Source organism: Rhizobium sp. LjRoot258, from assembly GCF_964254185.1.
Classification (GTDB): Bacteria; Pseudomonadota; Alphaproteobacteria; order Rhizobiales; family Rhizobiaceae; genus Rhizobium.
In genome coordinates this window covers 2,187,950-2,214,065 of the sequence record NZ_CAXUST020000001.1, presented here as the reverse complement: position 1 = coordinate 2,214,065, position 26,116 = coordinate 2,187,950, and the positions used below count along the sequence as shown (strand labels likewise).

Below are 26,116 nucleotides of genomic sequence, written 5' to 3'. Positions count from 1 at the left end.
CTGGTGCTCTGAGTGCGTTTTATTTGAAATGAGGATGCTTGATGGCCCCGACGACCCGCCCGACCTTCAGACGATCGCTCGCTCTCCTGGCCGGCGCCGCACTTCTGGCTAACATTGGGTTCACAGGCGCAGTCCACGCACAGGGCACGCCGCCGATGAACGGGCCGGCATCTGTTGCGGATCTCGCCGAAGGGCTTCTCAACGCCGTCGTGAACATTTCGACGTCACAGAATGTCAAGGACGACGAGGGCGTTGGTCCGGCACCGCGCGCGCCTGACGGTTCGCCCTTCCAGGAGTTCTTCAACGACTTCTTCAACAAGCAGAAGGGCAATAAGGGCGGCAACCACAACGTCAATTCGCTGGGTTCCGGATTCGTCATCGATCCGCAAGGCTACATCGTCACGAACAATCACGTGATCGAGGGGGCCGACGACATCGAAGTCAATTTCGCCGATGGCACCAAGCTGAAGGCGAAGCTGATCGGGACCGATACGAAGACCGATCTTTCTGTCCTGAAGGTCGAGCCGAAGGCACCGCTGACGGCCGTCAAATTCGGTGATTCCAGTGGGATGCGCATCGGCGACTGGGTCATGGCGATCGGCAATCCCTTCGGCTTCGGTGGGTCCGTGACCGTCGGCATCATTTCGGGACGCGGACGCAACATCAACGCCGGCCCCTACGACAATTTCATCCAGACGGATGCGGCCATCAACAAGGGCAATTCCGGTGGTCCGCTTTTCAACATGAAGGGTGAGGTTATCGGCATCAACACGGCGATCATTTCGCCGAGCGGCGGATCGATCGGTATCGGGTTCTCTGTGCCGTCGGAACTGGCGGCTGGTGTCGTTGAGCAGTTGCGCGAGTTTGGCGAGACGCGCCGCGGCTGGCTCGGCGTGCGTATCCAGCCGGTTACCGACGATGTTGCCGACAGCCTCGGCCTTTCGAGCGCCAAGGGGGCGCTGGTGGCCGGCGTCATCAAGGGCGGTCCGGTCGATGACGGCTCGATCAAGGCGGGCGATGTCATTCTGAAATTCGACGGCAAGCCGGTCAATGAGATGCGTGACCTGCCGCGCGTCGTGGCGGAAAGCCCGGTCGGCAAGGAAGTGGACGTCGTCGTACTTCGTGATGGCAAGGAGCAGACCGTGAAGGTGAAGCTCGGGCGCCTTGAAGATAGCGATCAGGCCGCCTCGAACGATGCCGACTCCAACAAGGGTGTAATCAATCCGGATCCTGATGAAAATCAGGATATGGACGAGCCTGATGACCAGCAGAGCCAGCCAATGCCGGATGGCAAGGGTAAGGCGGACCAGGCAACGCCGGATGCAACGAATCCCAAGAATGTACTCGGCCTCTCGCTTTCGGAGCTCAGCGCCGAGACGCGCAAGACCTTCGGCATTGCCGAAAGCGTTGACGGCGTGCTTGTCGCTGAGGTCGCGCCTGGCTCGCTGGCTGCTGAAAAGGGCTTGAAGCCCGGCGACGTGATCGTCGAGGTGGCGCAGGAGTTCATGCGCTCGCCGGAGGCTGTTGCCGCGAAGGTGCAGTCGCTGAAGCAGGAAGGGCGGCGCAATGCACAGATGATGATCGCTTCGGCGAATGGCGACCTGCGTTTTGTGGCGGTGCCGATGGAATAACAAGACGCGGGTGGTTTATCGCTTCAGGAACTGCTGAACGGTCCCGTCTTCCCATGTCTGCGTCAATGATGATGGCAGATGGGGCGACTTTCCATAGTCTCTTGCGCGCAGCGACAATCGGCGTCAGCCGACTGCTTGCTTCCACTGGTGACGGCTAATCGCATAGAGAACGTGGCGTTTCAGATGCGGATGCGTGTCGGGAACGCGGGGATGGTCGAAATCGCGATCCGGTTCGTGATGCAGGCCCAGTCGGCGCATGACGGCGGTGGAACGATGATTGTCCACCACTGCGAAGGAGACGATCTCGGGAGAATTGAACTGGGTGAAGCCATGGCGAAGTGCCGCCGCTCCCGCTTCCGTCGCATATCCCTTGCCCCAATGCCGCTTCGCAAGACGCCAGCCGACCTCGATCGTGCCGGCCGGAAGGAACGGTTCGAGTTCGGGTTTCCAGAGGCCGCAAAAGCCGATCGGCTCATCGGTTTCCTTCAGGGCGATGGCGTAAAAGCCAAGCCCTGTAGTAGCAATGGCATCGCGAATATCGTCCAGCATCGAATCTGCTTCAGCGCGGTCGCGACGAAAGGCGAAGAATTCCATCACTTCAGGATCGGAATTGATCTCGTGGAAAAGCGGCCGATCCTCGTCGGTCCAATTGCGCAGAAGCAGGCGATCCGTCGTCGCGATTACTGTCATGGTGACACGAAATCCGTCTTCCGATAGCCCTGGATATAGAGCAGCGCCGTCAAGTCCGCGTGGTTGATCTGCATCTTCGCTTCCGCGGCAACGGTTGGCTTGGCGTGTAGTGCCACGCCTGAGCCTGCCAGATGCAGCATGCCGAGGTCGTTTGCCCCATCGCCAACGGCGATCGCTTCTTCTGGCGAAATTCCGAGCTTTTCTGCAATGTCGTTCAGTGCATCGACCTTGGCTTGCTTGCCAAGGATGGGTTCAGCGACGAAGCCGGAGAGGACGCCGTTCTCTGCTAGAAGAACGTTCGCGCGGTTTTCATCGAAACCGAGCGTCTTCGCGATGGGGCCGGTGAAAACGGTGAAGCCGCCGGAGACTAGCGCCGTATAGTGTCCCTTCGATTTCATCGTGGTGATCAGTTCCGGACCGCCTGACGTTAGCGTGATGCGCTTGGCAATGACATCGTCCACGACGGAAATCGGCAGCCCTTTCAAAAGTGCGACGCGCTCGCGAAGGGCTGGCTCGAAGGCGATCTCGCCGTTCATTGCACGAGCGGTAATGGCTGCCACTTTTTCTTTTAGCCCGACTTCGGCGGCGAGTTCGTCGATGCATTCCTGGCCGATCATGGTGGAGTCCATGTCGGCGATCAGAAGCCGCTTACGGCGTGTCTCGGCATTCTGGATGACGAGGTCTATGGCCGCGCTGCTGATGACAGCGACAATGTTGGCTCGGGCGGCTTCAACGTCCGTCCCGTCTCTCAGCGCGATATCGCAAGCGATTCCGTCAGCAAGCCAGTAAAGGCCCGAAGCATTCGCCGCGTCGAATGCCTGCTCGGCAATCTGAGGCGTGAGAACAGGATTTGACGGATTGGCAACAAGCGTGGCAACGAGGGCCATGATGGAAAACCTTCTGAGCGCGGTGAACGCGATCCTGATAACCGGGCCGACCGCCAGCGGCAAGTCCGCCTTGGCCGTTGAGCTGGCGAAACAGCACGACGGCGTCGTCATCAACGCTGACAGCATGCAGGTCTATGACACGCTGCGTGTGTTGACGGCGCGACCTTCAGAGGAGGACATGCAAGGCGTACCGCATCACCTCTACGGTCACGTCCCGGCGAGTCGAGCCTATTCGACGGGCGCCTGGCTGCGGGATGTCACGGATCTTCTGCAGCGCCTCCGCGCCGGTGGCCGCAAACCGATCTTCGTGGGCGGAACGGGTCTCTACTTCAAGGCGCTGACCGGCGGGCTTTCGGATATGCCTGTGATACCGGACGAGTTGCGCAACAGGCTCCGTTCCCTGTTGCAGTCGGAAGGGCCAGAGGAACTCTATCGACAACTGCAAGAGCGCGATCCATTGGTCGCCGACAGTCTGCGCCCACAGGATGGGCAGCGGATCGTAAGGGCGCTGGAGATTCTTGAGGCGACCGGTCGATCGATCGTCGATTTCCAGGCGCAGGCAGGCCCTGTGATCGTCGATCCTTCGACTTCTCGCAGGATCGTCGTGGAGCCGGAGCGAGCTGTCCTTCACCAGCGGATCAACGGCCGGTTCGAGAAGATGCTGGCGCAGGGGGCCGAGGAGGAGGTGAGGGCGCTATTTGCCCTTTCGCTGTCGCCCGATATGCCCGTGATGAAGGCCATCGGCGTCTCGCAGATTGCGGCGATGTTGAGAGGCGAGCTTACGCGCGATGAAGTGCTGGAGCGGGGTGCGGCGGCGACGCGACAATACGCCAAGCGGCAAATGACTTGGTTTCGCAACCAGATGGACGAAAGCTGGGAGCGCCTACGGTAGAAGCCGCCTGCGGCACTAGTCCTTGTTATTTAGGCTGCTGAGAGGCTTTTTCAGTATGCTGTCACGAAGGGACATGCCGGGTTCGCGGCGAATGCTTCCCGCGACGGTTGGCTTGTCGCCTTGTCCCGGCGATGTTTCTCCGCGGATTTCGCGTCTCAGGGCTTCGAGGCGACTGTCGATAGACGTTTCCGGTGCCGCGACAGTTGCTCGTGGTGCGGCGGCGAAAGGCTCGCGTTGCGAGCCCGCACCCGGCAGCATCTCGCGGCGGTAGGGTTCGAATGGGGCAAGTGGCGGTGATGCCGGTAAGGGGGCCGCCATTGGCACCGACGGGTAGGAGGGGGACACTGCCGGCTCGTCGAAGTCGTCACCATAGTCGTCTTCGTCCTCATAGGGACCGCTCGGGATCGCGGATGAATAGCTTTGCTGGAACGCCGAAATATCGGGACCGCTCACGGCGCGCATGCGCGTCACGATCTTGCGCAGGTCGACGTTGTCAGGATCCTCTTCGCTTACCTTCACGTTGGCGCCGTTGGCCTTGGGCAGGTAGCGTTCGTCGACGCGCGAGAAGCGCATTCGCATCGGAACGCTGATTGCTTCGCCAAAGGCGATCGCCTCGCCGTTGCCGATCGAGGAAATGAAACTGGTCGTGGAGATGGATGAGTTCGGAATGGCCGAGCGAATGATCTCCTGGTCGCGATCATTGGCGAGACGCATGGCAAAGAGCGTCGAGCACTGCGATAGGATCGTCTGGTCGAGTTCGCCGGGACGCTGGGTGATGATCCCGAGCGATACGCCGTACTTGCGGCCCTCCTTGGCGATGCGGGCGATTGCCTGCCTCGTCGGAACGAAGCCGAGAGTCGGGTCGGAGGGAATGTAGCGGTGCGCCTCTTCGCAGACGACGAGCATGTGGATGGCGCCGTCACTCCATAGAGCGATTTCAAAAGCCATGCGGCAGAGGACTGACGCAACGGAATTGACGACTTCGGACGGAATGCCTGACAGCTGGAAAGTGCAAATCGGCCTGCTGTCACCGGGGATGCGGAATATCTCCGCCACCGTCTCCATGATCGTGTCGCTGATCGTATTGCTGGAGAACATGAAGTGGTAGCGCGGGTCGTTGATGGCGGCGAGGACGCGCATCTTCAACGATCGGAGAAGAGGCTTTTCGCTGCGGCCTTCAAGCCTGCCGATGCGCTCATCGATCAGTGCGAGCAGATCGGCCATGCGGTAGGGCACGGGCGTGTCGGCGGTGATAGAGCTCTTCTCGGTCGTGCGTCGCACGAGGGAGCTGTCGCTGCCCCGGAAAGCGCGCTTTGCCTCCGGCAACAGGTCCCGCAGGATATCGACTTCCTCGGGAATGGGGGTTCGGCCTCTAAAGACGACCTCCGCGAACTCCTCCAGCTTCATCAGCCAGAACGGCAGATCGAGCGTGTCCGTGTCGATGACCACGGAGTGCTTCGGGAAGGCGGCGGCAAATTCGTTGTGCGGGTCGAGGATCAGGACGCGCAACTTCGGGTCAGCCTCGATCGCCTTGTGTAGGAGCAGAGAGACGGCCGTCGACTTGCCGACGCCGGTCGAGCCGACGATGGCGAAATGCTTGGACAGCATCGAAGGGATATGAAGGGCGGCATCAATGCTCTCGTCCTGGGTGAGCTTGCCGATGACGGCCGTTGCTCCGCTGCCGGCATCATAGATGCGCATCAAGTCGGTCGAGCGAATGCGGTGCGCGACGGCGCCAAGGTAGGGATAGCGGGAGATGCCGGTGGAGAACTGCTCGCGGCCATCCTCGTCAACGCGGACTTCGCCGAGCAGTTCGGTTTCGATCTGGAAATAGTTGTCTTCGCCTTCACCCCAGCTGTGGCTGCCGGTGTTCATGGCGTAGACGAGGGCGACCACACGGTTCAGACCGACGCTGATGGAAATAAGCCTGCCGACCGACCACAGTTCTGCCAGCTCGGTGCCGCCGGCTTCGGCGACGGCGGCGATTGTGGCGCGAGAGCCGCTACACGCAACGACGCGACCAAGAAGCCGGTTGCCCGGGGTCTGGTCATCGCGGCGGTCATGCTCGCCTGCCTTGCCTGACGTGTGCAAGTCCTTGTTCAGCAAAGGGCTACTCCCTGCGGTAGCAAAGAAGGATATGAGCGAACGTTTAAGAAAGTCTTTTTGCGACAGGCGGGGCCGTTCCCGCACACATTCGGCTGGTGCGGTGCTGCTCGATTTTTTATTGCGGCATGCGTTGACGATGCGAAATTTTCTGTCTATCACTTCGGCCCATGAAAATCGCAGTAGCTCTTATCGTGGTGGGAAGGCGCATGGGCAGGATGGTGTAACCATCCGGCGATAGCCACCCATGCGCTAGATGACAGGCTCCCTCAGGGGCCTTTTTTTATGTCCGAAATTCGGGCTTCCGGACCACAAAACTCAAATCCCAGCAGTCAAAACGGAAAAGAAACATGACGGGCACGGACAATCAGGCAGCAGGCAATCGGATGACGGGAGCGGAAATCGTTCTCCAGGCGCTGAGGGACAACGGCGTCGAGCACATCTTCGGCTATCCGGGCGGCGCTGTGCTGCCGATCTACGACGAGATCTTCCAGCAGGACGATATCAAGCATATCCTCGTTCGCCACGAACAGGGTGCCGGCCATGCCGCCGAAGGCTATTCTCGCTCCACCGGCAAGGTCGGCGTCATGCTCGTCACGTCGGGCCCTGGTGCGACGAATGCGGTCACGCCACTGCAGGACGCGCTGATGGATTCGATCCCGCTCGTCTGCCTCACGGGCCAGGTTCCGACCTCGCTGATCGGCTCGGATGCGTTCCAGGAGTGCGATACGGTCGGCATCACGCGCCCTTGCACCAAGCACAACTGGCTGGTCAAGGACGTCAACGAGTTGGCTGCTATCATCCATGAAGCGTTCCGCATCGCCCAGTCCGGCCGTCCCGGCCCGGTTGTCGTCGATATTCCGAAGGACGTGCAGTTTGCGACCGGCACGTATACGCCGCCGGCAGCACACGCGATCCAGAAAAGCTATCAGCCGAAGGTCCAGGGCGATCTCAATCAGATCCAGGCGGCTGTCGAACTGATGGCGAATGCGAAGCGCCCGGTCATCTATAGCGGCGGCGGTGTTGTCAATTCCGGCCCCGAGGCCACCAAGCTGCTGCGTGAACTGGTCGAACTGACGGACTTCCCGATCACTTCGACGCTGATGGGCCTCGGCGCCTATCCGGCTTCCGGCAAGAACTGGCTGAAGATGCTCGGCATGCACGGCTCCTACGAGGCGAACATGGCGATGCACGACTGCGACGTCATGGTCTGCATCGGCGCACGCTTCGACGACCGCATTACCGGTCGTCTCAATGCCTTCTCTCCGAACTCGAAGAAGATTCACATCGATATCGATCCTTCGTCGATCAACAAGAACGTTCGCGTCGATATCCCGATCCGTGGCGATGTCGGCAATGTTCTGGAAGATATGGTTCGCCTGTGGCGGGCGCTGCCGAAGAAGCCGGAGAAGAGCCAGATCGCCGATTGGTGGGCCGATATCACCCGCTGGCGCGCGCGCAACTCCTTTGCCTACACCAAGAGCAACGACGTCATCATGCCGCAATACGCGCTGGAACGTCTCTATGCGCTGACCAAGGATCGCGATACCTACATCACAACCGAAGTCGGTCAGCACCAGATGTGGGCGGCACAATTCTATGGGTTCGAGAAGCCCAACCGCTGGATGACCTCGGGCGGCCTCGGCACGATGGGCTACGGCCTGCCGGCGGCACTCGGCGTACAGATCGCGCATCCCGAAAGCCTCGTCATCGATATCGCCGGCGATGCCTCGATCCAGATGTGCATCCAGGAAATGTCGGCGGCGATTCAGCACAATGCGCCAATCAAGATTTTCATCATGAACAACCAGTACATGGGCATGGTCCGCCAGTGGCAGCAGCTGCTGCATGGCAACCGCCTGTCCAACTCCTATACAGAGGCGATGCCCGACTTCGTCAAGCTGGCGGAAGCTTATGGTGCCGTCGGCCTGCGTTGCGAGAAGCCTGCTGATCTCGATGCGACGATCCAGGAAATGATCGATGTGAAGAAGCCGGTCATTTTCGATTGCCGCGTTGCCAATCTCGCCAACTGCTTCCCGATGATTCCGTCGGGCAAGGCGCATAACGAGATGCTGCTGCCGGACGAGGCGACTGACGAAGCCGTTGCCAATGCCATCGACGCCAAGGGCCGAGCGCTCGTCTGATTTCCGGGAAGAGGAACCCAAGACCATGAATGCACATCTACAACCAACGGGCTCGGCCTACTTCATTTCACCGGAAACGGCGGCAGCCGAAAGCCACACGCTTTCAGTCCTCGTCGACAACGAGCCGGGCGTCCTTGCTCGCGTCATCGGCCTGTTCTCCGGCCGCGGCTACAATATCGAGAGCCTGACGGTCTCCGAGACTGAGCATCAGGCGCACCTGTCGCGAATTACCATCGTGACGCGCGGCACGCCACACGTCCTCGAGCAGATCAAGGCCCAGCTCGAGCGCATCGTGCCTGTTCACCGCGTGGTCGACCTGACGGTGCGCGCCCGCGAACTGGGTCAGGAACGGCCGATCGAGCGCGAAGTGGCACTGATCAAGGTCGTGGGCGAGGGCGAAACCCGTGCCGAGACACTCCGTCTGGCCGATGCCTTTCATGCCAAGGTGGTCGATGCGACCGTCGAACACTTCATCCTGGAGCTGACCGGCAAGTCGTCGAAGATCGACCAGTTCGTGGCGATCATGAAGCCGCTCGGCCTCATCGAAGTCTGCCGCACCGGCATTGCAGCGATGAACCGCGGCTCGCAGGGCATGTAAGTCACCATGCAGTGATATCTAAGGCCGTTGGCGATCAGAGCATTTCCAGCGGCTTCTTTCTTGCAGGAGGCGGGAAAGCGGCATCAAGGGCTGCCCAATCCTCGTCGGTGATATCGAGCGAAACGGCATCGCGGTTTTCGGCTGCGCGGGCAGCGCTCGACGTCTTCGGGATAACGATCACATCGTCGCGCTCCAGCAGGAAGGCAAGCGCCACCTGCGCCGGAGTCGCCTGGTAGGCCTTGGCGACGCGGATTAGTTCCGGATGATGCAGGATCCGCCCCTGTTCGATCGGCGAGTAGGCCATAACCGGGATTTGGCGCTCCTGGCACCAAGGCAGCAGGTCGTATTCGATGCCACGGCGCGACAGGTTGTAGAGCACCTGATTGGCCGCAACATTGCGGCCGCCCGGAACTCCGAGCAATTCCTTCATGTCGTCCTCGTCGAAGTTGGAAACGCCCCAGGCGCCGATCTTGCCTGATGCCTTCAGTTCTTCGAATGCTTCGACGGTTTCCGATAGCGGGTGGTCGCCACGCCAGTGCAGCAGATAGAGGTCGATCCGATCTATGCCGAGACGCGAGAGGCTGTGTTCGCAAGCACCAATCGTTCCCGATCGGCTGGCGCTCCAGGGACACACTTTGCTGACGACAAAGACTTCCTCCCGGCGACTGCGGATCGCTTCGCCGACGATCCTCTCCGCGCCACCGTCGGCGTACATTTCCGCTGTATCAATCAGGGTCATGCCGAGGTCGAGGCCGGCCCGCAGGCTCTCCATCTCGCTCTTCGCCTCGGAAGGTTCCTCGCCCATGTTCCAGGTTCCCTGGCCAAGTGCCGGGACTTCGATACCGTTCGGGAAGCGGATAGTCGGGATGGCGTCGTCTTGCATGATGGTCGTTCCGTTTTCGATGAAGATTGGACGGCCCGGCAATCTTTCAACCAATCCTGTCACCATGACAATGATTACGTGGAATGACGAATTTAGGTCAGCTATGTTGACCTAAATCAAACTGAGCCCGCCAACCGACAGCGGGCCTCCGGGAGGTCTCATGCCGCTGGATACATTTCTGGCTCTTGTTCTGTTTGCCTTCACGACATCGATCACGCCGGGCCCCAACAACATGATGCTCTTCGCATCCGGCGTGAACTTCGGTTTCCGCCGCACCGTTCCACATATGCTGGGTATCGGGGCAGGTTTTTTCTCTTTGCTGATCGGCGTAGGATTCGGACTTGGGGCCCTGCTGCATACGGTGCCGGCGCTCTATACGACGCTGAAGTTTGCCGGCGGCGCTTATCTTGCCTGGATCGCCTGGAAGATCGCGACATCGCGTACTCTTGGCGAAGGCAAAAGCGGCGCGGAGCCGATGTCGTTCCTGTCGGCGGCAGCCTTCCAGTGGGTCAATCCCAAGGCATGGGTCATGGCGGTGACCGCGATGGCGACCTATACGATCCCGGACATCTATCTCGCGAGCGTCCTGATCGTCGGCTTCGCCTTCGCGCTGGTCAACGTTCCGAGCGTGTCGACTTGGGCAGGGTTCGGCTCGGCCCTGCGCGATTGGCTGTCGGATCCTGTACGGCTCAAATGGTTCAACATCACTATGGCCGTGTTGTTGGTGCTCAGCCTCTGGCCAATGCTAAAATAGTGCGATCGTCGGTTTGTTGAGCATTAGCCACAGGATGCCGATAACTGCGAAGAACGCCGGAAATCCAAAGGCAAACCAGATGCGATAAAGCCGGAAATAGGCCGCGGGTAACTCTGATCGCTCCGCGATGGCAGCGCGGGCAAGATTTCGGATACGGATTTGAATACCCACGACCGGTAGCCAGAAAAGGCCGGTAAAGACGTAGAGGAGCAACGAAAGGGCGATCCAGCCCTCCGTCAGTTCCCAGCCGATCAGTCTCGCCAGTAGATAGCCTGTCACCGGTTGGAGAACCGCGGCTGTCGCCGTAAACAGCGCATCGGCGATGACGACGGTTCCTGCGACATGAGCGATCAGCTTCGGATCCCGCGTCCTGTGTGCAAGCACCATGAAGAAAGCAATGCCGGCGCCCGTGCCGAACAGGACCGTCGCGCCGATCACGTGTGCCAGAAGCAGCAACTGTTCGAGCATCATCTTTCATCCAGAATGGCGAGGGTGGCCAGCGTCAGCATGAGCGACGGCAGGACTTTGACCAAAGGGCCAAGCGGATCGAGCCACAGGGAAGGTTCGACGATGGTGGCACCGGCAAGATAAGCCAGCGATACCAACATCATGCCGTGCATGGCTCGGCGGGCGAGTGGCCGGACGAGGACAGCCACACCGAGCAGCATATCGATCAGGCAGGTGAGGACGGTCAGCGACGCGGCAGGGCCTGCCTGCAGCAGGGATAGGAAATGTGTGGCAGCAGGTTGAATATCAAGCAGCGGCAGAAAACCCGACAGCAGCCAGAAGATCGACAGTGCGCCAATCATCAGCGGCTTCAGGAGATAGAGCCTGGCAAACCAAAGATCCTGCACGCCGGCCGGGTTCATGCGCAGGATGTCCCGCGCCGACGCTATAGCAATACCCGGGTCACTGCCGGCGCTTGGTTGGATGCCTTCCGCCATGACGACCATGGCTGTGGAGCGCAAGGGTGAGCGCCATCCAAAGCGACCGGCAGCGTCTGCGAGCCAGGTGACCGGCCTGGCAACGATGGCAGGCAGGCAAACCACATTTGCATGCGGCAAACCCAACCATTGCCGGTGGAGGGTGACGAGTTTGGCGAGCGTCAATTGCTCGGTCGATGCAAGATCCGCGTCAGTGCCTGATAGGTACTGTCCCGCGACAGCGCTGCCTACCGCCGCCGCGACGTCATCAAGCGCGACTGCTGCAACCGGACTTGCTGCATGAACGAGCGGGATGTTGAAGGGCAGGGCAGCGAGGGCGCGCAGCAGGGCCGAACCACCATGGGCGTTGCGGCCGAGGACGAGGGCCGGGCGCAGGATGACATGAGGCAGGCCACTTGCCGCGAGCGCTTCGTCAGCTTGACGTTTCGTTGTCAGGAACGGTAGCTCGCCGGCGGCGCCGTTCGTCCGTGCGGATATCTGCACAATGAGAGGGCGCGCTTGCTGTGCGGCGTCGTAGAGCGCCAGCATTGCCTTGTGTTGTGTCGCCGCCAGGTCGTCGGCAAGGCCGTCCTGCAGAGCGCCGGCACAATTGACGACGGCGTCATGACCTTCAATGACTGCGCTCCAATCTTCTGCGCGCAGGATATTTGATAGATCAGCCGCTATCCATTTGATATCTGGCAATTTCAGGCGCGCGCGCGATGGGTTGCGTCCGAGGCCGGTCACACGATGCCCATCCGCAAGCAGGCGGGCTGCTGTCGCCGAACCGATAAAGCCTGTCGCACCGAGAATCAGGATGTTCATGGCATCGAACTTAACCGAAAAGTTGCATCGGCAAGAGGCCTTGGCGAGACGCAAGCAAGAGCCTAAGGATAGCTGCAGATTGGCGGAGGAGGAAATCTCGTGCATGACGACGATCACCATCACGACCACGACCACCACCACGACAACCGCTACACCGACATGCAGGCGCGGGTGAGGGCGCTTGAGACGGTTCTGACGGAGAAGGGGCTGATCGATCCAGCGGCAATCGATGCGATCGTGGAGACCTACGAGACGAAGGTCGGCCCGCGCAACGGGGCGCGCGTCGTTGCCAGGGCCTGGAGTGATCCTAAATTTGTCGAATGGTTGCGGCGTGATGCGACGGCCGCCATCGCGAGCCTCGGCTATAGCGGCCGTCAGGGTGAGCATATGCGCGCCGTGTTCAACACCGCCGATACACACAATCTCGTCGTCTGCACGCTTTGCTCCTGTTATCCGTGGTCCGTGCTTGGTCTGCCGCCGGTCTGGTACAAGGCTCCCGCCTATCGCTCGCGGGCGGTCATCGATCCGCGCGGCGTGCTGGCTGAGTTCGGCGTGATGTTGCCGGAGGACAAGAAGATCCGCGTTTGGGATTCGACTGCGGAGCTGCGTTATCTGGTCGTTCCCGAGCGACCGGAAGGCACGGAAGGGTGGAGCGAGGAGCAGCTTGCCGATCTCGTCAGCCGCGACGCGATGATCGGGACGGGTCTCGCGGCTGTGGCGGGAGCTGCGCCATGAACGGCCCTCACGACCTTGGCGGTCAGATGGGCTTCGGCCCCGTCGCGCCCGAGAAGAACGAGCCGTATTTCCATGCAGAGTGGGAGAAACGCGCGCTTGGACTTACGCTTTCCAGTGGTGCGTTTGGCGCCTGGAGTATCGACGAGAGCCGGCATGCCCGCGAAAACATCCCGCCAGCGAATTATCTTGGCGCGAGCTACTACGAGATCTGGATGCGGGCGCTTGAGGTGCTGCTGCAGCGCCATGGCTTCGTGACGGCCGACGAGATCGATGCCGGCCAAAAGCAGACGGACGGAGCGACGCCGAAGCGCGTCCTCAAGGCCGACATGGTCGCGGGCGTGATCGCCAAGGGCGGTCCATGCGACCGACCAGTGGCGACGCCGCCCCGCTTCTCAGAAGGCGACAGGGTTCGAACCCGAAATTTCAGCCCGACGACACATACGCGGCTGCCGCGCTATGCACGCGCCAAATCCGGTGTGGTGGAAGCGGTTCAGGGCTCCTTTGTCTTTCCAGACGACAACGCGCACGGGAAAGGCGAGAATCCACAATGGGTCTATACGGTCGTGTTCGATGGCGGCGAGATATGGGGCGAAGGCTCCGATCCGACGCTCAGCGTGTCCATCGATGCCTGGGAGAACTGTCTTGAGCCAGTGTGAGACGCGCTCGCCGCTGGCGCATTCGCCGCAACTGCCCAAATCGTCCGATGGCGAGCCGGTTTTTTCTGAGCCATGGGCTGCGGAAGCCTTTGCCATGACGGTGCATCTGCACGAGCGAGGCCTCTTTACCTGGGGCGAGTGGGCGGAGACCCTATCCCGGGAGTTGCACCAGCCCGGCCGCGCCGAGGACGGCGGCGACTACTTCGATTGCTGGGTGGCGGCGCTTTCGGCGATCCTGGTCAAACGCGGCGTCGCTGACGCCGACCGGATCCTCGATCTGCAGAAAAGCTGGCAGCGGGCGGCGGAGGCGACGCCGCATGGCAAGCCGATCGAGCTTGCCAATGATCCGCTGCACTGAAGATCAGGACGGAAACTGCCTGTAGCATTCCTCCGCGACCTTTCTCAGTACATCGCGCGAGACCTCGCCGGTCACGGCATAGCCGAGTTCGCCTTCGATCCAATAAAAGGTTTCGACATTGCCAGATGAGGCAAAGCGGAAACTGGTCGATCTGTTATCCGCGTTGCGCCCAACGAGTACTGTCAGGCGTTCGCCTGCCTGATCCTCGTACATGAACATCGCACCCGGCCTGCCGTCGACGGGCAACAGGCGACCGCCGACCAGCTTGAAGCCGAGCTCCTGCAGGTCCGGAATCTTGAGATCCTGAACGGCTAGCCGCTTGCCGAGCCAGGTAGCGAGGTGAGCCTCCTCATTGGCAAAGACCTCGACGGGATGACGGACTTCACCGGCGTAAACCAGGAAGGCGTTGCGGGCGTCATTGGGAAGCGTTTCGAGTTCCGTCAGTTGCAGATCCGGCTTTTCAAACAGCGTCGGGCCGTAATGGCCGCTCAGCGCCCCAAGGCCGAAAACCGCCATAATCGCGGCCGTAATCGCCAGTCGTTTCGGCCAGCTTGCGAGCCGTCCGCGGCCGGTGACGAGCCCCATGTCCGCGTTCGTGGACTTTTCATAAGCTGCAAAGAGCGATCGGATCTCGGCATTTTGTACCATCCATTCCGCCACTCTGGAGGCATCGTCCGGATTGTCGCTGAGCCACGCCTCGATGCGCGCCCGTGCTTGTTCGGGAAGCTGCCCGTCGGCATAGGCATGAAGATCCGCTTCGGTCACGGTCTGGTTGATCTCGTTCATTTCGGTCTCCGAAGCGTAATGACATTGTCAGCCTTCATGCGCTCTCCTATCCGTTGGCGTGCGCGTGACAGACGCGACATAACGGTGCCGATCGGGATATCGAGCGCGGTTGCAACCTCCTGATAGGTATAGCCTTCGATGACGACCAGCATCAGCACCGAGCGGTTCTCCTCGGAAAGACTGTTCAAGGCGTCCTCCAGCCGCGAACGTTCCAACGGATCGGGGACTGGATCCACAGACACGATGTCCTCAGCGCTGTCGAGCTCCACGAATGGCGCGCGACCGGTCTGCCGACGACTGTTCCGATAGAGGTTCGTCATGATGGTCAGCACCCAGCCGCGCAGGTTCAACCCCCGCCACTGCCCGCGGCGGGTAAGCACCTTCTCGACGCAGTCCTGCAGCAAATCCTCGCCGTCCGCATCGGAGCGGGTGAGGCTCCGCGAGTAACGCCTCAGCGAGGGAAGGAGGGCCAGGATCTGGCCCTCGAACGTGTCGTGACCTGGTGTCTTCAAGTCGGTTCGCTCACGGCTTGACGAGATCCCAGTTGCCGCCGACGCCGTCACCGGTGATATCGCCCATCTTCTTATCTTTCACCCAGAAATAGAGCGGCATGCCGTCCTTGGCCCACTGCTTGCTGCCGTCTTTTCGTTCAACAATCGAATATGCACCCTCCGGCTTCGCACCGCTAGCGGCCACCAGCGGCGGCCAGTTCTTGGCGCAGTCGTCGTAGCAATTGGAAACGCCCATCTTGTCCTTCTTGAACGTGTAGAGAGTCATGCCGTTTTCGCCGGCAAGAACCTCGCCCTTGGTGGACTTTACGGCCTTGACGGGCGGGGCCGCAAATGCGGACGTTGTGGCAGCGGATGCAATGGCAAATGCGATCAGCATCGTTGCGGATTTCATGGGCTCTCTCCTCACGTGTTGGGCACGCTTGATTGCGTTGCCAGACATGGGACACGATCGGTGCCGGTTTTATTCCCATGCGATCCTCAATCCGCTCGGATTTTCAGGGTTGCCTATCCCCGGCGAATCCTGCCAAGTCGATCCACGATGCAATTTGCTCCGCAACAAGATGAAGCCCTGAAGGCCGTTTCTAAATGGCTGAAGGAAGGGCGGTCGCCGCTTTTCCGCCTGTTTGGCTATGCCGGCACGGGAAAGACCACACTTGCGCGCCACTTCGCGGAGCACGTCGATGGTGACGTGCTGTTTGCCGCGTTTACGGGCAAGGCGGCGCAGGTGCTGCGGTCGCGGGGTGCCAGCAATGCGAAGACGATCCACTCGCTGATCTATCGTCCGCGCGGCGAGGAAGCCGTCGAGGACGAGGAGACGGGCAAGACCTCCATCGCTCCGATGTTTTCCATCAACCGGCAGAGTCCGGTGGCCAAGGCCGCCCTCATCGTGGTCGACGAATGCTCGATGGTGGACGAGGCACTCGGCCGGGACCTGATGAGCTTCGGCACCCCGATCCTGGTGCTCGGTGACCCGGGTCAGTTGCCTCCCGTTTCCGGTGGCGGGTTCTTCACCAATCAGGAGCCGGACTATCTGTTGACGGATATTCACCGCCAGGCTCGCGACAATCCGATCATCCAGCTCGCGATGCAGGTGCGTGAGGGCAACGAAGTTGGTTACGGCGACTATGGCACCGCGCAGGTCATCTCAAAAGGCGATGTGAACCAGTCGCTGGTGCTTGATGCCGATCAGGTGCTCGTCGGTACCAACAGAACGCGACGTCGGTACAATCAGCGCCTTCGCGAGTTGAAGGGCTTTAATACCGAATACCCGCAAACGGGCGACAAGCTGGTCTGTCTGCGCAACGATCCGGCAAAGGGCTTGCTCAACGGCTCGCTCTGGCAGGTGATGACGTCGTCCAAGGAGACGACGAAGCCAGGCATCAACCTGTTGATCCGGCCTGAAGACGACGACATGGATCGCGGCGCGGCGAAGATCAAACTGCTGAAGCAGGCTTTCGAGGACGTCGAGGGTGAAATCCCTTGGAACACGCGCAAGCGCTATGACGAATTCGATTATGGTTATGCGCTGACGGTTCACAAAGCGCAGGGCTCGCAGTGGAACAACGTCGTGCTGTTCGATGAAAGCTGGGCGTTCCGCGACACGCGCGAGCGGTGGCTCTACACAGCAATAACGCGCGCAGCGGAGACGCTGACGATCGTGCGTTAAGGCTTGCCGCCTGCAGTCAGACCTGGACGACACCCAGTATGACGGCCTGGGCTATGGCCTGAAAGCGGTTGTTGGCTCGGAATTTCACGATGATGCCGGATTCGAGATTTTGAGCATCGTCATTTCGAAGGTCGAGGGTGCGTGCAATGCGCTGCGTGGAAAGCCCTGCAGCCATCAGTGCCAGACACCGCAACTCCTGATCCGTGAGTGGCGATCCGCCTTGATTGTCGTTGAGCGGTTGATCGTCGGTTGCTTCGTGATCGAGCAGCTCGTTTACCTGCTGCATCTGCCGATGCAATGTGGACATTTCCGCGCTGAGTTCGCGTTTGCGGGTCACCAGCGCGTCGCGAAACAAAGTCTCGGCAGCTTCCTGCGAGTCGGCCTCGATGAGGTCGTTCATCAGGTCCTGTATCACAGCTACCGCCATACCCGCCTCGCGGCAGGCGTTGATGACGGCCATGCGCATGACATCGCCCGGCTCATAGACGCGCATCAGACCGATTCGGCTGGCGGAAATCAGTCCCTTCTCCTCATAGAAGTGCAGGGTACGATGCGTAACGCCGAAGGCATTGGCCATATCGGCGATCGGGACTCGTCCGCGGGGCAAATCGGCGGGGAGGGCCGTTGAAGGGAGGAAACGGTGCCGCGGTCGCGTTTGTGTCGCTAGGCCTGGCGTGAACCCCTGCTTGTAACCTTCTGCCATGGTGTCCCTCCCATCGTGCTCATTGTGCGTCTGCAAATTGCAAAAGGGTGCGGCTGAGTGGGGTTCCCTCTTATCGTTTCTGTTCAGGCATCGAAGCAACCGGCGGTGTTCGCTTCGATTTCGAGAGCTTACGTTACTCGTGATTGACGTATTTTGTTAGTATCAAAATTAGTGACCTTTAATTTGCAGGGAAAAGTTGCCGGGGTGATGACGATTCTCGTGAGAAATCAGCGTTGGGGAAACGCTTGATCGTTTAAAGCGCGAAGACTGAACCAGATGTACTTTCAGCGTCGCGCGGGTGGGTGAAACGCTCGCGTCATCACAGATTCACATGCATTCATGTACGAATCTCGTTGGCCCGTACCGGTTCATTGGCTTAGAAACGATCATCCGTCGCTTCATTGGAATCCTGCCATGCCGACCACGCTTTCCGTCAATCTTAATGCCGTCGCGATGCTGCGCAACCGCCGTGACCTGCCGTGGCCGAGTATCGAGGGGCTGGGGCGGATCGCGCTGCAATCCGGCGCCAGTGGATTGACCGTGCATCCGCGGCCCGACCAGCGGCACATTCGCTTCTCCGACCTGCCCATCATCCGCAACCTGATCGATGATGAATTTCCGGATGCCGAGTTCAATATCGAAGGCTATCCGACCGATGAGTTTCTTGAACTCTGCGCCGGTGCTGCACCCGAGCAGGTAACATTGGTTCCGGACGATCCGTCGCAGGCAACCTCTGATCATGGCTGGGATTTCCGCAAACATCGGGACTTTCTGGTAGAAGTGATTGCGCGGCTGAAGAAGACGGGCACGCGCGTATCGCTGTTTGCCGATGGCGACGGCGACGCCGAGGCCGTCGCGATCGCCAAGGCGGTCGGCGCTGACCGGATCGAACTCTATACGGGTCCTTATGGCGGGTGCTACGGTTCGCCCGAACGGGCAGGGCCGATCCTTGAGGCGCTCGGCAAGACAGCGGATGCGGCGCTGGCGATCGGCCTGGGCGTCAATGCGGGGCACGATCTGACGGTGGCGAACTTGCCGCCGCTCGTAAAGCGCATTCCGAACCTCGCCGAGGTATCCATCGGGCATGGGCTGACAGCGGATGCGCTTGAATTCGGCATGGCCGAAACGGTCCGGCGGTTCTGCCGGGCGTGCGGCCAGAAGATCTAAGACCGCGAATAGGCGAAAGCCCGCTCCGGTGGTGCGAAGCGGGCTTCCCTGTCCGGTTCAAGCGATGAGGGCGGCCTTGTGCGCGACGAAGAAGTCCTTAAGCGTTTCAGGCTTCCTGCCGGTCAGCTTCTCATAATCGGCTGTTACCAGATCAAAGTTGCCCGCGCGAATGTTGGCGTCGGCGGAGACCAGCATGTCTGCGACGAAATCGGGCAGACCTGCGCCGCGCATGCCCTGGCCAAGCTGCTCATCGTTGACTTGCACGACCTTCAGCGGCCTGCCGACGGCATCAGCGATCGTTGCGGCGATCTGGTCAGCTGTCAGGGATTCAGCGCCGGTCAGTGTATAGGTTGCGCTTTCGCTTGTGCTTGAGGCAAGAGCTGCCGCGATCGACCGCGCGCAGTCTTCGCGGGAGATGTTGGGAACCCTGCCTTCGCCGCTGCCCGTGTACCAGCTTCCGGACTTCAGATTATGCGGCATGCTGTGGAGATAATTGTCCATGTACCAGGCATTGCGAATGATCGTGAAAGGGATGCCCGTTGCCTTGATGGCATTCTCGGTGCCGAGGTGATCCGGTGCGAAGGTCACCAGCGATTTGTCCGGCGAGGGCATCGACGTGTAGGCGATATGCTTCACACCCACTTTGGCCGCTGCATCCACCGCTGCCTTGTGCTGCTTGAGCCTCTGACCGGGGACGGCAAGCGCGTCGGTGCTGATGATCAGCAGGCGATCGACGCCCTTGAAGGCAGCTTCGAGCGAGGCGGCGTCGTCGAAATCGGCCTTGCGGGCGATGACACCCTTGGCGGCAAGATCTGCGAGCTTGGCGGGATCGCGCGTTGCGGCGATGATGTTTGCCGCGGGAACTTTTTCGGTTTCGAGCAGATGATGGATGACCTTCTGGCCGAGCTGGCCGGCGGCGCCGGTGATGAGAATGGTCTCGCTCATGTCTTTCCTCTAGGTTTGTTGCTAGTCTCAAAAAGAGAGTAGCTCTAGATTAGGAATTGACTGACGTCTGTAAAGAAGGCAGTTTTTTCGCTCTACGTTACCAAAAGGGAACCAAGGATGAGCGGCGCCGTCGTCAACCTGAAGAACAAGGTACCCGGCATTCGTCGTGAAGTCGATCTTAGCAAGCTCGACTTCAGCAATTGCCCGGTCCGGGACATGATGCAGCAGATCGGCGGCAAATGGTCAACGCTGATGCTCGAGGCGTTGTCGCAGCGTCCATATCGATTCGGCGAGTTGCGGCGGATGATCCCCGACATCTCGCAGCGCATGCTGACGCAGACGCTAAGAGATCTGCAGCGTGACGGCTATATCGAGCGGGAGGTGTTTCCGACCAAGCCGCCGAGTGTCGAGTATCGCATGACCGATCTTGGCCGCTCGCTCTACGGCACCCTCGCACTGCTGCTGAACTGGGCGGAAGAAAACCATGATGCGGTTCGCGCCGCCCGGCTCAGGTTCGACTCAGCCAACGTCTGAGACTGCCTGCTGGCCGCGGCCTTCCGTCAGGAAGAGAAGGAACGCGAAGGCCGGGAAACAGAAGCCGATCCAGGCAGTCATCGTCCAACCACCGGTGGCATAAGCCCAGCCGCCCACGGCCGATCCGATCGCTCCACCGGCAAAGAACGTCGCCATGTAGAGACCATTCAGGCGGCTGCGATGCTCGGCGCTGATTGCGTAGATCGCACGCTGTCCGCAGACAAGATTGGTCGTGACGCCGAAATCGAGCAGGATCGCCGCCGCCGTCAGCAACAGCAGCGCCGTTAGCGAACCGTCCGTCGCGAAGTGGCTGATGAGAAAGGCCGACATGCCAAGCAGCATCGCCAGCGTTGAGGCAGCCTTGGTCAGGCCGCGGTCGGCCAGGCGTCCGGCGATCGGCGAAGCGATGGCACCGGCAGCACCCGCCAGCGCGAACAAGGCAATGCCGTTTTGCGTTAGCCCGAATTCAGGGCCGGCCAGAAGCAGAGGCGTGGTGGTCCAGAACAGGCTGAAAGCACCGAACATGCCTGCCTGATAAAGTGCGCGACGCTGGAGAACCCGCGAATGGAAGGCGAGGTCCGCCATCGAGGCAAGCAGCTTGCCATAGCTCAGCTTGGTGTGAGGAACACGCACTGGCAGGTTAGACCTGAGAATGACGACGAGCGCGATCATCAAGGCAGCGGTGACGAAGTAGACCATGTGCCAGGAAGTCGCCTCGGCAAGGAAGCTGGCGAAAGGGCGCGCCAGCATGATGCCACAGAGCAGCCCGCTCATGACGTTGCCGACGACGCGGCCACGGCTTGCGTCCGGCGCCATGTGGGCGGCAAAGGGAACGAGCACCTGGACGGCGACGGAGGCAAGGCCGATGCACAACGAGGCCACGAGGAACGTCGCTGGGCTCGACGATAGGCCCGCGCCGACGAGAGCGACGGCAGAGACGGCGATGAGGGTCAGCACAAGTCTGCGGTTTTCCAGCAGGTCGCCGAGGGGAACGATCAGCAGAAGGCCGAGACCGTAGCCGATCTGCGTCAGGGTGACGATCAGGCCGGTTGCCACCGGCGTGAAGCCGAGGGAGGCGCTGATCGGGCCTGCGAGCGGCTGTCCGTAGTACAGATTGGCCGCGACGAGCCCGCATGCGGCAGCGAAAAGAAACGTCATCAACGGCGAGATCGTCTGTGGCGCGACGGTTTCCCGCGTGGTGGTCGAAAGGCTCATAGTGGGCTCCGGTGGGGCTATCGGATGATTAAAAAAGGTTGCGTGCTGAGGCGGCTCGATCCGATTCACACAAGAAGCTTCATTGCAGTCTCGGCGACAGCGGCCATGTCGTCCTCATGGCGCCCCGTCTTGCCGACGACGCGCATTCCTTTGGTCACGCACAGAAGTGTCCGGGCAGTGGCGGCGACATCGATCTCGCGGGAGATCGAGCCGTCGCTTTGGCCGAGGCGCAGGAGGTCGGCGATCAGGGTTTCGTTGGCCGCAAAGGCGGCTGCGACACGTTCGGCGGCCTCTTCGTCGAAAAGCGCAAGGTCGTTGGCGCTGCCGACGACCAAGCAGCCCCGCCGCCCGCAGGTGCCGTGGGAGGAGAGGGCATAGTGGGTCAGGACCTGCCGAATCTTGTCGCGGCCGGTTTCGACTTTCGCCATGCGGGCATCCAGCATGCCGCGACGCACCGTGCGATACCGGTCGAAGGCTGCGAGGAATATTCCGCGCTTGTCCTTGAAAGCCTTGTAGACGCTGCCGGAGGCAAGGCCCATTGCCTCTGTGAGTTCGCTGATCGACGCAGCATGATAGCCGCGCTCGGAAAAAACCTGCAGCGCCTTGTCCAGCGCTGCATCGCGATCGAACTCGCGCGGTCTTCCGCGTGTGCGGGTGGTTTCAGTGAAGGTCGTCATGGTCATGGTGACTTAATTAGGAAACGATCGTTTCCAAATCAAGTGAAACTTTTGCGACGCAGCAAATCAGAGATCAAGAATCCAGGTCTGACCGTTTTCCTCAGGCCCGAACATCCGGTGTCTCTCTTCAGACACAAGGCGAAAACCGGTCTTCAAGTAGATGCCGCGCGCAGCGTGCAGGATGTCGTTCGTCCAGAGCGAGATTTGTCGATATTTCTTTGCCCTGGCAAAGCGAATGCACTCGTCCACCAGCATCTTACCGAGCCCGAGGCCGCGAGCCGCCTTGTCCACGTAGAGCAGGCGAAGCTTCGCAACGCCGTCGCCACCATTGGTGACAAGGATCGAACCGATGTTGGTGCCGCCGCGTTCGGCAATCCAGCAATACTCCATCGACGGATCGAAATTCGCCAGGAACTTGCCGGCCACCTCTGCGACAAGGCCCTCGAAGCGCATGTCCCAGCCGTATTCCTCAGTATAGGCCTTGCCCTGGCTCTGGACGATCCAGCCGATATCTCCGGGCCGGTGGGCGCGGATGACCAATGGAGGAGGTGAGGCGTCCGGATCGAGTAGCGAGCGGATGGCTGTCATTGCCGTTACGACGCTTTGCGGCTCGCCCGCGGCGAGGTTGCCGAAGCGCTCCGCGATCTGAGCATTTGAGCGCCTGCCAAGTTCCTCGAACTGATCGTGTCCCTTGGTGGTGACCATAATGATCTGACTGCGCAGATCGCTGGGATCGGCTTTTGTTTCGATCAGGCCGTCGGCTCGGAAGCGCTTGAGGATTCGACTGAGATAGGCGGGGTCGAGGTGCAGGTCGCGGGCAAGAGTGACCGCGCTTATACCATTGCGAGAGCCGATCTCGAAGAGGACACGTGCGTCGGTGAGCGTGAACTCGCTATCAAGATAGGCCCGGTTCAAGACGCCGAGAAAGTTGGTGTAGAAGCGATTGAAGTCGCGGGCGACGTCGATCAAGCCAGAATCGGACATGGACAAAACCTCCTGATAGGAGATTTTGTCCTGCTTTTATTTGACTGAGTCAACTAAATTTGCGCTCAGGCGGCGGCGATCTCGTCGACCACTTCGTCGGCAAGTGCGAAATCGACCGCCGCCCGGGCATGGATCTCGGTCGTATCGAAGCCGGGCAGGGCCAGGCCGTTCGGGTCGAGGATGAGGCAGATTTCCGTGCAGCCGAGAATGATGCTGTCGGCGCCCTTGGCCCGCTCGCGCTCGATGATCTTTAGGAGCTTATCACGCGAGCTCTCGAGCACCTTACCGGCGCAGAGCTCATTGAAGATGATGTCGTGGACAGCTGTCCGGTCGGCGGCCTCGGGAACTGAGATGTCGACGCCGAGCCTCTTCATGCGATCGGCATAGAAGCCATGCTCCATCGTGTATCGCGTGGCAAGCAGCAGCGGGCGCTTCCGTCCGGCGGCCTTCAGGGACTTGGCGGTCTCGTCGATGATGTGGATCAGCGGCACGGAGATTCGCGAGGCGACCTGATCGGCGATGAGATGCATGGTGTTCGTGCAGATGAGCATGCAGCGCGCGCCGGCAATCTGCAGGTGCAGGGCCACGTCGCCGAGCCGGTTTGCGGCGGCGTCCCAGTCGCCCGCCTTCTGCATGGCGACGATCTCGTCGAAATTGACGGAGTGCATCAGGAGGTCGGCAGAGGCGAGCCCACCGAGGCGATCGCGCACCATTTCATTGATCAAGCGATAATAGACCGCCGAGCTTTCAAAGCTCATCCCACCAATCAGCCCGATAGTCTGCATTGTTTTTATGCTCCCGTCTGGAATTTCCTGTTGCTGAAATCCTGCATCGATTCTCGCGCAAATGGTTTGCTTTGTTTGCCTGAAATTCTCTGTGTACGCTGTATTTTTGCGCAAATATCGAATATTGTGCAAACGACAACCATGAAAGGTAGGAAGGCCGGTGCTGGATGATCGCGATCGACGAATCCTGGAATTCTTGCAGTCCGATGCAGGCATTTCGGTGACGGATCTTGCCGAACGTGTCGCGCTATCGGTCTCTGCCTGTTCTCGGCGCATCCAGCGGCTGGAGGAGAGCGGCCATATCGCGCGGCGAATCGTCGTGCTCGATCGCGAGAAGATGGGCGTGCCGACGACGGTGTTTGCGCTGATCAAGACCGCGCACCACACCGACGAGTGGATCGAAGCGTTTCGGCGGGCGATCAGCAGCATTCCCGAGATCGTCGAAGCGCATCGGCTCACCGGGAACCACGACTACATTCTGAAGATCGTCCTCCCACGAGTCGAGCACTACGATGTGATCTACAAGCAGATCGTTCGCAAGATCGAACTCTTCGACGTGTCCGCGTCCATCTCGATGGAACTGCTGAAAAGCGGGACATCGATTCCGGTTGCTTACGCAAACTGAGTTGTTTCCATTCTCTGAATTCGACCTCCGCGACAACCGCTGGACGCAGGCGAGCTATACCCAAAGAGAGGTTGAAAGCCGCGGACAATCGACGACATTTGCGGTAGCGCAATGGTACGGAAAGGCAAGGCATGAGCGAGCACCACGTTGTCGTTGTCGGTGGCGGTTTCGGCGGATTGCAGTTGGCAAACGAGTTGAAGGGAGCGGGTGTCCGCATCACCCTTGTCGACCGTCGAAATCATCACCTGTTCCAACCGCTGCTTTACCAGGTGGCGACAACAATCCTGTCGACCTCGGATATCGCCTGGCCCATTCGCCACCTCTATTGCGACCGGCCGGACGTTACGACGGTGCTTGGCGAAGTCGTTGGTATCGATACGGCCGGAAGGGAAGTTGCATTACGCAGCGGCATGACGTTGCGTTATGACAGCCTTGTTCTCGCGACGGGAGCAACGCACGCATACTTCGGGCGAGATGATTGGGAGCCGGTTGCACCAGGTCTGAAGACGCTGGAGGACGCAACGACAATCCGACGGCGGGTTTTGCTCGCATTCGAGCGGGCAGAGACCGAAACCGATCCCGCTGTGCGTGACGCGCTTCTGACTTTCACGATTGTCGGGGCAGGGCCGACCGGTGTCGAGCTCGCCGGAATCATTGTGGAGCTTGCGCGCAATACCTTGCCGCGCGAATTCCGCAATATCGATACGCGCAAGACACGGGTCGTGCTCGTCGAGGCGGGGCCGCGCGTGCTTCCGACCTTTGCCGAAGAGCTTTCGGCCTATGCCGGCAAGGCGCTTGGAGAACTCGGTGTCGAACTGCATCTCGGCGAGCGCGTCCTGGAGTGCACGGCAGCAGGCGTCGAGACAAGCGAAGGACTCATCAAAAGCCGCACGATCGTCTGGGCTGCGGGCATACAGGCCTCGCCCGCTGCCAAGTGGCTCGATGTACCGGCAGATCGGGCAGGGCGCGTCATCGTCGAGAAGGATCTGACGGCGCCGGGGTTTCCGGATGTCTTTGTCGTCGGCGACACGGCCTCTGTCATTCAGGAGAGCGGCGCTCCGGTCCCGGGGATCGCGCCGGCCGCCAAGCAAGAGGGTGCCTATGCCGCAAAGGTGATCCGCGCGCGCCTAGCGGCAAAACCGGCGCCCGCACCGTTTCGCTATAGACATCAGGGCAGTCTTGCGACGATCGGCCAGAGTGCCGCCATCATCGATTTCGGTCGCATCAAACTGAAAGGCTGGATCGCCTGGTGGATATGGGGCATCGCCCATATCTACTTCCTGATCGGGACGCGTTCGCGCTTTGCGGTGGCCTGGAGCTGGCTGTGGATCTACCTGAGCGGTCAGCACAGCGCGCGGCTCATAACTCAGAAGGAAACGATGCGCGACGACAATCGCACATAGCAAAAAGGGCGGCTCAAGGCCGCTGCTCAAGGCCG

28 protein-coding genes are annotated in these 26,116 nt (G+C 60.4%); 13 read left to right on the top strand and 15 right to left on the bottom strand.

Annotated elements, in window-relative coordinates; genetic code table 11:
• Nucleotides 1-41 precede the first annotated feature (41 nt).
• On the top strand, nt 42-1,631 hold the full coding sequence (locus ACSQ9D_RS11015; protein WP_208250157.1) for a DegQ family serine endoprotease: 1,590 nt from the start codon (nt 42-44) through the stop codon (nt 1,629-1,631).
• A gap of 123 nt (nt 1,632-1,754) precedes the next feature.
• On the opposite strand, the gene ACSQ9D_RS11010 is transcribed toward ACSQ9D_RS11015, so the two are convergent.
• Together ACSQ9D_RS11010 and serB are read right to left on the bottom strand one after the other, a co-directional pair.
• Nucleotides 1,755-2,321 (bottom strand): GNAT family N-acetyltransferase, encoded by a 567-nt coding sequence (locus ACSQ9D_RS11010; RefSeq protein ID WP_436282270.1) that lies wholly within the window; start codon nt 2,319-2,321, stop codon nt 1,755-1,757.
• Nucleotides 2,318-3,208, bottom strand: a complete 891-nt coding sequence (serB, locus tag ACSQ9D_RS11005) for a phosphoserine phosphatase SerB (protein ID WP_436282269.1) — start codon at nt 3,206-3,208, stop codon at nt 2,318-2,320. The genes ACSQ9D_RS11010 and serB overlap by 4 nt, the downstream gene beginning before the upstream one ends.
• A gap of 1 nt (nt 3,209) precedes the next feature.
• Here serB and miaA point away from each other — a divergent pair, with 1 nt between their 5' ends.
• A complete protein-coding gene (miaA, locus tag ACSQ9D_RS11000) occupies nt 3,210-4,100 on the top strand; it encodes a tRNA (adenosine(37)-N6)-dimethylallyltransferase MiaA (RefSeq protein ID WP_436282268.1) in 891 nt (296 codons plus the stop codon).
• A gap of 15 nt (nt 4,101-4,115) precedes the next feature.
• Here miaA and ACSQ9D_RS10995 read toward each other — a convergent pair whose 3' ends face one another.
• Nucleotides 4,116-6,206: an ATP-binding protein gene (locus ACSQ9D_RS10995; protein WP_436282267.1), complete on the bottom strand. Its 2,091-nt coding sequence runs from the start codon at nt 6,204-6,206 to the stop codon at nt 4,116-4,118.
• Between the two features lie 347 nt (nt 6,207-6,553).
• Here ACSQ9D_RS10995 and ACSQ9D_RS10990 point away from each other — a divergent pair, with 347 nt between their 5' ends.
• On the top strand, nt 6,554-8,347 hold the full coding sequence (locus tag ACSQ9D_RS10990; RefSeq protein ID WP_436282266.1) for an acetolactate synthase 3 large subunit: 1,794 nt from the start codon (nt 6,554-6,556) through the stop codon (nt 8,345-8,347).
• Nucleotides 8,348-8,372: 25 nt separating this feature from the next.
• The gene (gene ilvN, locus ACSQ9D_RS10985; RefSeq protein ID WP_037120182.1) at nt 8,373-8,945 is read left to right on the top strand and encodes an acetolactate synthase small subunit; all 573 of its coding nucleotides are present in this window, start codon (nt 8,373-8,375) and stop codon (nt 8,943-8,945) included.
• 34 nt (nt 8,946-8,979) lie between these two features.
• Here ilvN and ACSQ9D_RS10980 read toward each other — a convergent pair whose 3' ends face one another.
• A complete protein-coding gene (locus ACSQ9D_RS10980) occupies nt 8,980-9,828 on the bottom strand; it encodes an aldo/keto reductase (protein ID WP_436282265.1) in 849 nt (282 codons plus the stop codon).
• Nucleotides 9,829-9,988: 160 nt separating this feature from the next.
• Between ACSQ9D_RS10980 and ACSQ9D_RS10975 the strand changes: the two genes are divergently transcribed.
• Nucleotides 9,989-10,582: a LysE family translocator gene (locus tag ACSQ9D_RS10975; protein WP_436282264.1), complete on the top strand. Its 594-nt coding sequence runs from the start codon at nt 9,989-9,991 to the stop codon at nt 10,580-10,582.
• Here ACSQ9D_RS10975 and ACSQ9D_RS10970 read toward each other — a convergent pair.
• Both ACSQ9D_RS10970 and ACSQ9D_RS10965 read right to left on the bottom strand, forming a co-directional pair.
• Nucleotides 10,574-11,050 carry a DUF2269 family protein gene (locus ACSQ9D_RS10970; RefSeq protein WP_436283817.1) on the bottom strand — a complete coding sequence of 159 codons (477 nt, stop codon included), beginning with the start codon at nt 11,048-11,050 and terminating at the stop codon, nt 10,574-10,576. The two genes, ACSQ9D_RS10975 and ACSQ9D_RS10970, sit on opposite strands and share 9 nt — an antisense overlap.
• Nucleotides 11,050-12,330, bottom strand: a complete 1,281-nt coding sequence (locus ACSQ9D_RS10965; protein ID WP_436282263.1) for an SDR family oxidoreductase — start codon at nt 12,328-12,330, stop codon at nt 11,050-11,052. The genes ACSQ9D_RS10970 and ACSQ9D_RS10965 overlap by 1 nt, the downstream gene beginning before the upstream one ends.
• A gap of 99 nt (nt 12,331-12,429) precedes the next feature.
• Here ACSQ9D_RS10965 and nthA point away from each other — a divergent pair, with 99 nt between their 5' ends.
• From nthA to ACSQ9D_RS10950, 3 genes are read left to right on the top strand one after another with little or no spacing between them, the layout of a single operon-like run.
• Nucleotides 12,430-13,065 carry a nitrile hydratase subunit alpha gene (gene nthA / locus ACSQ9D_RS10960; RefSeq protein WP_436282262.1) on the top strand — a complete coding sequence of 212 codons (636 nt, stop codon included), beginning with the start codon at nt 12,430-12,432 and terminating at the stop codon, nt 13,063-13,065.
• On the top strand, nt 13,062-13,721 hold the full coding sequence (nthB, locus tag ACSQ9D_RS10955) for a nitrile hydratase subunit beta (RefSeq protein ID WP_436282261.1): 660 nt from the start codon (nt 13,062-13,064) through the stop codon (nt 13,719-13,721). Before nthA ends, nthB begins: the two co-directional genes overlap by 4 nt.
• Complete coding sequence (locus ACSQ9D_RS10950; protein ID WP_436282260.1) at nt 13,708-14,079, top strand: nitrile hydratase accessory protein; 372 nt, start codon at nt 13,708-13,710, stop codon at nt 14,077-14,079. Before nthB ends, ACSQ9D_RS10950 begins: the two co-directional genes overlap by 14 nt.
• Nucleotides 14,080-14,082: 3 nt before the next feature.
• Here ACSQ9D_RS10950 and ACSQ9D_RS10945 read toward each other — a convergent pair whose 3' ends face one another.
• The 3 genes from ACSQ9D_RS10945 to ACSQ9D_RS10935 are packed head-to-tail and all read right to left on the bottom strand — an operon-like array spanning nt 14,083 to nt 15,768.
• On the bottom strand, nt 14,083-14,865 hold the full coding sequence (locus tag ACSQ9D_RS10945) for an anti-sigma factor family protein (protein ID WP_436282259.1): 783 nt from the start codon (nt 14,863-14,865) through the stop codon (nt 14,083-14,085).
• A complete protein-coding gene (locus ACSQ9D_RS10940; protein WP_436282258.1) occupies nt 14,862-15,377 on the bottom strand; it encodes an RNA polymerase sigma factor in 516 nt (171 codons plus the stop codon). The genes ACSQ9D_RS10945 and ACSQ9D_RS10940 overlap by 4 nt, the downstream gene beginning before the upstream one ends.
• Nucleotides 15,378-15,387: 10 nt before the next feature.
• On the bottom strand, nt 15,388-15,768 hold the full coding sequence (locus tag ACSQ9D_RS10935; RefSeq protein WP_037120045.1) for a COG4315 family predicted lipoprotein: 381 nt from the start codon (nt 15,766-15,768) through the stop codon (nt 15,388-15,390).
• A gap of 147 nt (nt 15,769-15,915) precedes the next feature.
• Here ACSQ9D_RS10935 and ACSQ9D_RS10930 point away from each other — a divergent pair, with 147 nt between their 5' ends.
• Complete coding sequence (locus ACSQ9D_RS10930) at nt 15,916-17,043, top strand: ATP-dependent DNA helicase (protein WP_436282257.1); 1,128 nt, start codon at nt 15,916-15,918, stop codon at nt 17,041-17,043.
• Between the two features lie 16 nt (nt 17,044-17,059).
• On the opposite strand, the gene ACSQ9D_RS10925 is transcribed toward ACSQ9D_RS10930, so the two are convergent.
• Nucleotides 17,060-17,746, bottom strand: coding sequence for a MerR family transcriptional regulator (locus tag ACSQ9D_RS10925; RefSeq protein WP_436282256.1), 687 nt, complete (start codon nt 17,744-17,746; stop codon nt 17,060-17,062).
• Nucleotides 17,747-18,160: 414 nt separating this feature from the next.
• On the opposite strand from ACSQ9D_RS10925, the gene ACSQ9D_RS10920 reads away from it, so the two are divergent.
• Nucleotides 18,161-18,913, top strand: coding sequence for a pyridoxine 5'-phosphate synthase (locus ACSQ9D_RS10920; RefSeq protein ID WP_436282255.1), 753 nt, complete (start codon nt 18,161-18,163; stop codon nt 18,911-18,913).
• Between the two features lie 57 nt (nt 18,914-18,970).
• Here ACSQ9D_RS10920 and ACSQ9D_RS10915 read toward each other — a convergent pair whose 3' ends face one another.
• Nucleotides 18,971-19,858: an SDR family oxidoreductase gene (locus ACSQ9D_RS10915; protein WP_436282254.1), complete on the bottom strand. Its 888-nt coding sequence runs from the start codon at nt 19,856-19,858 to the stop codon at nt 18,971-18,973.
• 117 nt (nt 19,859-19,975) lie between these two features.
• Here ACSQ9D_RS10915 and ACSQ9D_RS10910 point away from each other — a divergent pair, with 117 nt between their 5' ends.
• Nucleotides 19,976-20,392 carry a winged helix-turn-helix transcriptional regulator gene (locus ACSQ9D_RS10910; protein WP_436282253.1) on the top strand — a complete coding sequence of 139 codons (417 nt, stop codon included), beginning with the start codon at nt 19,976-19,978 and terminating at the stop codon, nt 20,390-20,392.
• On the opposite strand, the gene ACSQ9D_RS10905 is transcribed toward ACSQ9D_RS10910, so the two are convergent.
• The 4 genes from ACSQ9D_RS10905 to ACSQ9D_RS10890 all read right to left on the bottom strand — a co-directional run bounded on the left by ACSQ9D_RS10905 (nt 20,378) and on the right by ACSQ9D_RS10890 (nt 24,053).
• Entirely contained in the window at nt 20,378-21,607 is a 1,230-nt protein-coding gene (locus ACSQ9D_RS10905; RefSeq protein ID WP_436282252.1) for an MFS transporter, read from the bottom strand. The genes ACSQ9D_RS10910 and ACSQ9D_RS10905 overlap by 15 nt on opposite strands.
• 65 nt (nt 21,608-21,672) lie before the next feature.
• On the bottom strand, nt 21,673-22,290 hold the full coding sequence (locus ACSQ9D_RS10900; RefSeq protein ID WP_436282251.1) for a TetR/AcrR family transcriptional regulator: 618 nt from the start codon (nt 22,288-22,290) through the stop codon (nt 21,673-21,675).
• 60 nt (nt 22,291-22,350) lie between these two features.
• On the bottom strand, nt 22,351-23,268 hold the full coding sequence (locus ACSQ9D_RS10895) for a bifunctional helix-turn-helix transcriptional regulator/GNAT family N-acetyltransferase (protein ID WP_436282250.1): 918 nt from the start codon (nt 23,266-23,268) through the stop codon (nt 22,351-22,353).
• Nucleotides 23,269-23,333: 65 nt separating this feature from the next.
• Nucleotides 23,334-24,053, bottom strand: coding sequence for an aspartate/glutamate racemase family protein (locus ACSQ9D_RS10890; RefSeq protein ID WP_436282249.1), 720 nt, complete (start codon nt 24,051-24,053; stop codon nt 23,334-23,336).
• Between the two features lie 160 nt (nt 24,054-24,213).
• On the opposite strand from ACSQ9D_RS10890, the gene ACSQ9D_RS10885 reads away from it, so the two are divergent.
• Nucleotides 24,214-24,678, top strand: coding sequence for an Lrp/AsnC family transcriptional regulator (locus tag ACSQ9D_RS10885; protein ID WP_037120069.1), 465 nt, complete (start codon nt 24,214-24,216; stop codon nt 24,676-24,678).
• 131 nt (nt 24,679-24,809) lie between these two features.
• Nucleotides 24,810-26,081 carry an NAD(P)/FAD-dependent oxidoreductase gene (locus tag ACSQ9D_RS10880; RefSeq protein ID WP_436282248.1) on the top strand — a complete coding sequence of 424 codons (1,272 nt, stop codon included), beginning with the start codon at nt 24,810-24,812 and terminating at the stop codon, nt 26,079-26,081.
• Nucleotides 26,082-26,116: the final 35 nt, after the last annotated feature.

Coding starts and splice junctions, on each gene's coding strand:
- miaA (WP_436282268.1), top strand. CDS start 3,210: ATGGAAAACCTTCTGAGCGCGGTGAACGCGATCCTGATAACCGGGCCG.
- nthB (WP_436282261.1), top strand. CDS start 13,062: ATGAACGGCCCTCACGACCTTGGCGGTCAGATGGGCTTCGGCCCCGTC.
- ACSQ9D_RS10965 (WP_436282263.1), bottom strand. CDS start 12,330: ATGAACATCCTGATTCTCGGTGCGACAGGCTTTATCGGTTCGGCGACA.
- ACSQ9D_RS10880 (WP_436282248.1), top strand. CDS start 24,810: ATGAGCGAGCACCACGTTGTCGTTGTCGGTGGCGGTTTCGGCGGATTG.
- ACSQ9D_RS10945 (WP_436282259.1), bottom strand. CDS start 14,865: ATGAACGAGATCAACCAGACCGTGACCGAAGCGGATCTTCATGCCTAT.
- ACSQ9D_RS10935 (WP_037120045.1), bottom strand. CDS start 15,768: ATGAAATCCGCAACGATGCTGATCGCATTTGCCATTGCATCCGCTGCC.
- ACSQ9D_RS10990 (WP_436282266.1), top strand. CDS start 6,554: ATGACGGGCACGGACAATCAGGCAGCAGGCAATCGGATGACGGGAGCG.
- ACSQ9D_RS10970 (WP_436283817.1), bottom strand. CDS start 11,050: ATGCTCGAACAGTTGCTGCTTCTGGCACACGTGATCGGCGCGACGGTC.
- ACSQ9D_RS11010 (WP_436282270.1), bottom strand. CDS start 2,321: ATGACAGTAATCGCGACGACGGATCGCCTGCTTCTGCGCAATTGGACC.
- ACSQ9D_RS10980 (WP_436282265.1), bottom strand. CDS start 9,828: ATGCAAGACGACGCCATCCCGACTATCCGCTTCCCGAACGGTATCGAA.
- ACSQ9D_RS10905 (WP_436282252.1), bottom strand. CDS start 21,607: ATGAGCCTTTCGACCACCACGCGGGAAACCGTCGCGCCACAGACGATC.
- ACSQ9D_RS10890 (WP_436282249.1), bottom strand. CDS start 24,053: ATGCAGACTATCGGGCTGATTGGTGGGATGAGCTTTGAAAGCTCGGCG.
- ACSQ9D_RS10895 (WP_436282250.1), bottom strand. CDS start 23,268: ATGTCCGATTCTGGCTTGATCGACGTCGCCCGCGACTTCAATCGCTTC.
- ACSQ9D_RS10930 (WP_436282257.1), top strand. CDS start 15,916: ATGCAATTTGCTCCGCAACAAGATGAAGCCCTGAAGGCCGTTTCTAAA.
- serB (WP_436282269.1), bottom strand. CDS start 3,208: ATGGCCCTCGTTGCCACGCTTGTTGCCAATCCGTCAAATCCTGTTCTC.
- ACSQ9D_RS10900 (WP_436282251.1), bottom strand. CDS start 22,290: ATGACCATGACGACCTTCACTGAAACCACCCGCACACGCGGAAGACCG.
- ACSQ9D_RS10925 (WP_436282256.1), bottom strand. CDS start 17,746: ATGGCAGAAGGTTACAAGCAGGGGTTCACGCCAGGCCTAGCGACACAA.
- ilvN (WP_037120182.1), top strand. CDS start 8,373: ATGAATGCACATCTACAACCAACGGGCTCGGCCTACTTCATTTCACCG.
- ACSQ9D_RS10910 (WP_436282253.1), top strand. CDS start 19,976: ATGAGCGGCGCCGTCGTCAACCTGAAGAACAAGGTACCCGGCATTCGT.
- ACSQ9D_RS11015 (WP_208250157.1), top strand. CDS start 42: ATGGCCCCGACGACCCGCCCGACCTTCAGACGATCGCTCGCTCTCCTG.
- ACSQ9D_RS10975 (WP_436282264.1), top strand. CDS start 9,989: ATGCCGCTGGATACATTTCTGGCTCTTGTTCTGTTTGCCTTCACGACA.
- ACSQ9D_RS10920 (WP_436282255.1), top strand. CDS start 18,161: ATGCCGACCACGCTTTCCGTCAATCTTAATGCCGTCGCGATGCTGCGC.
- ACSQ9D_RS10915 (WP_436282254.1), bottom strand. CDS start 19,858: ATGAGCGAGACCATTCTCATCACCGGCGCCGCCGGCCAGCTCGGCCAG.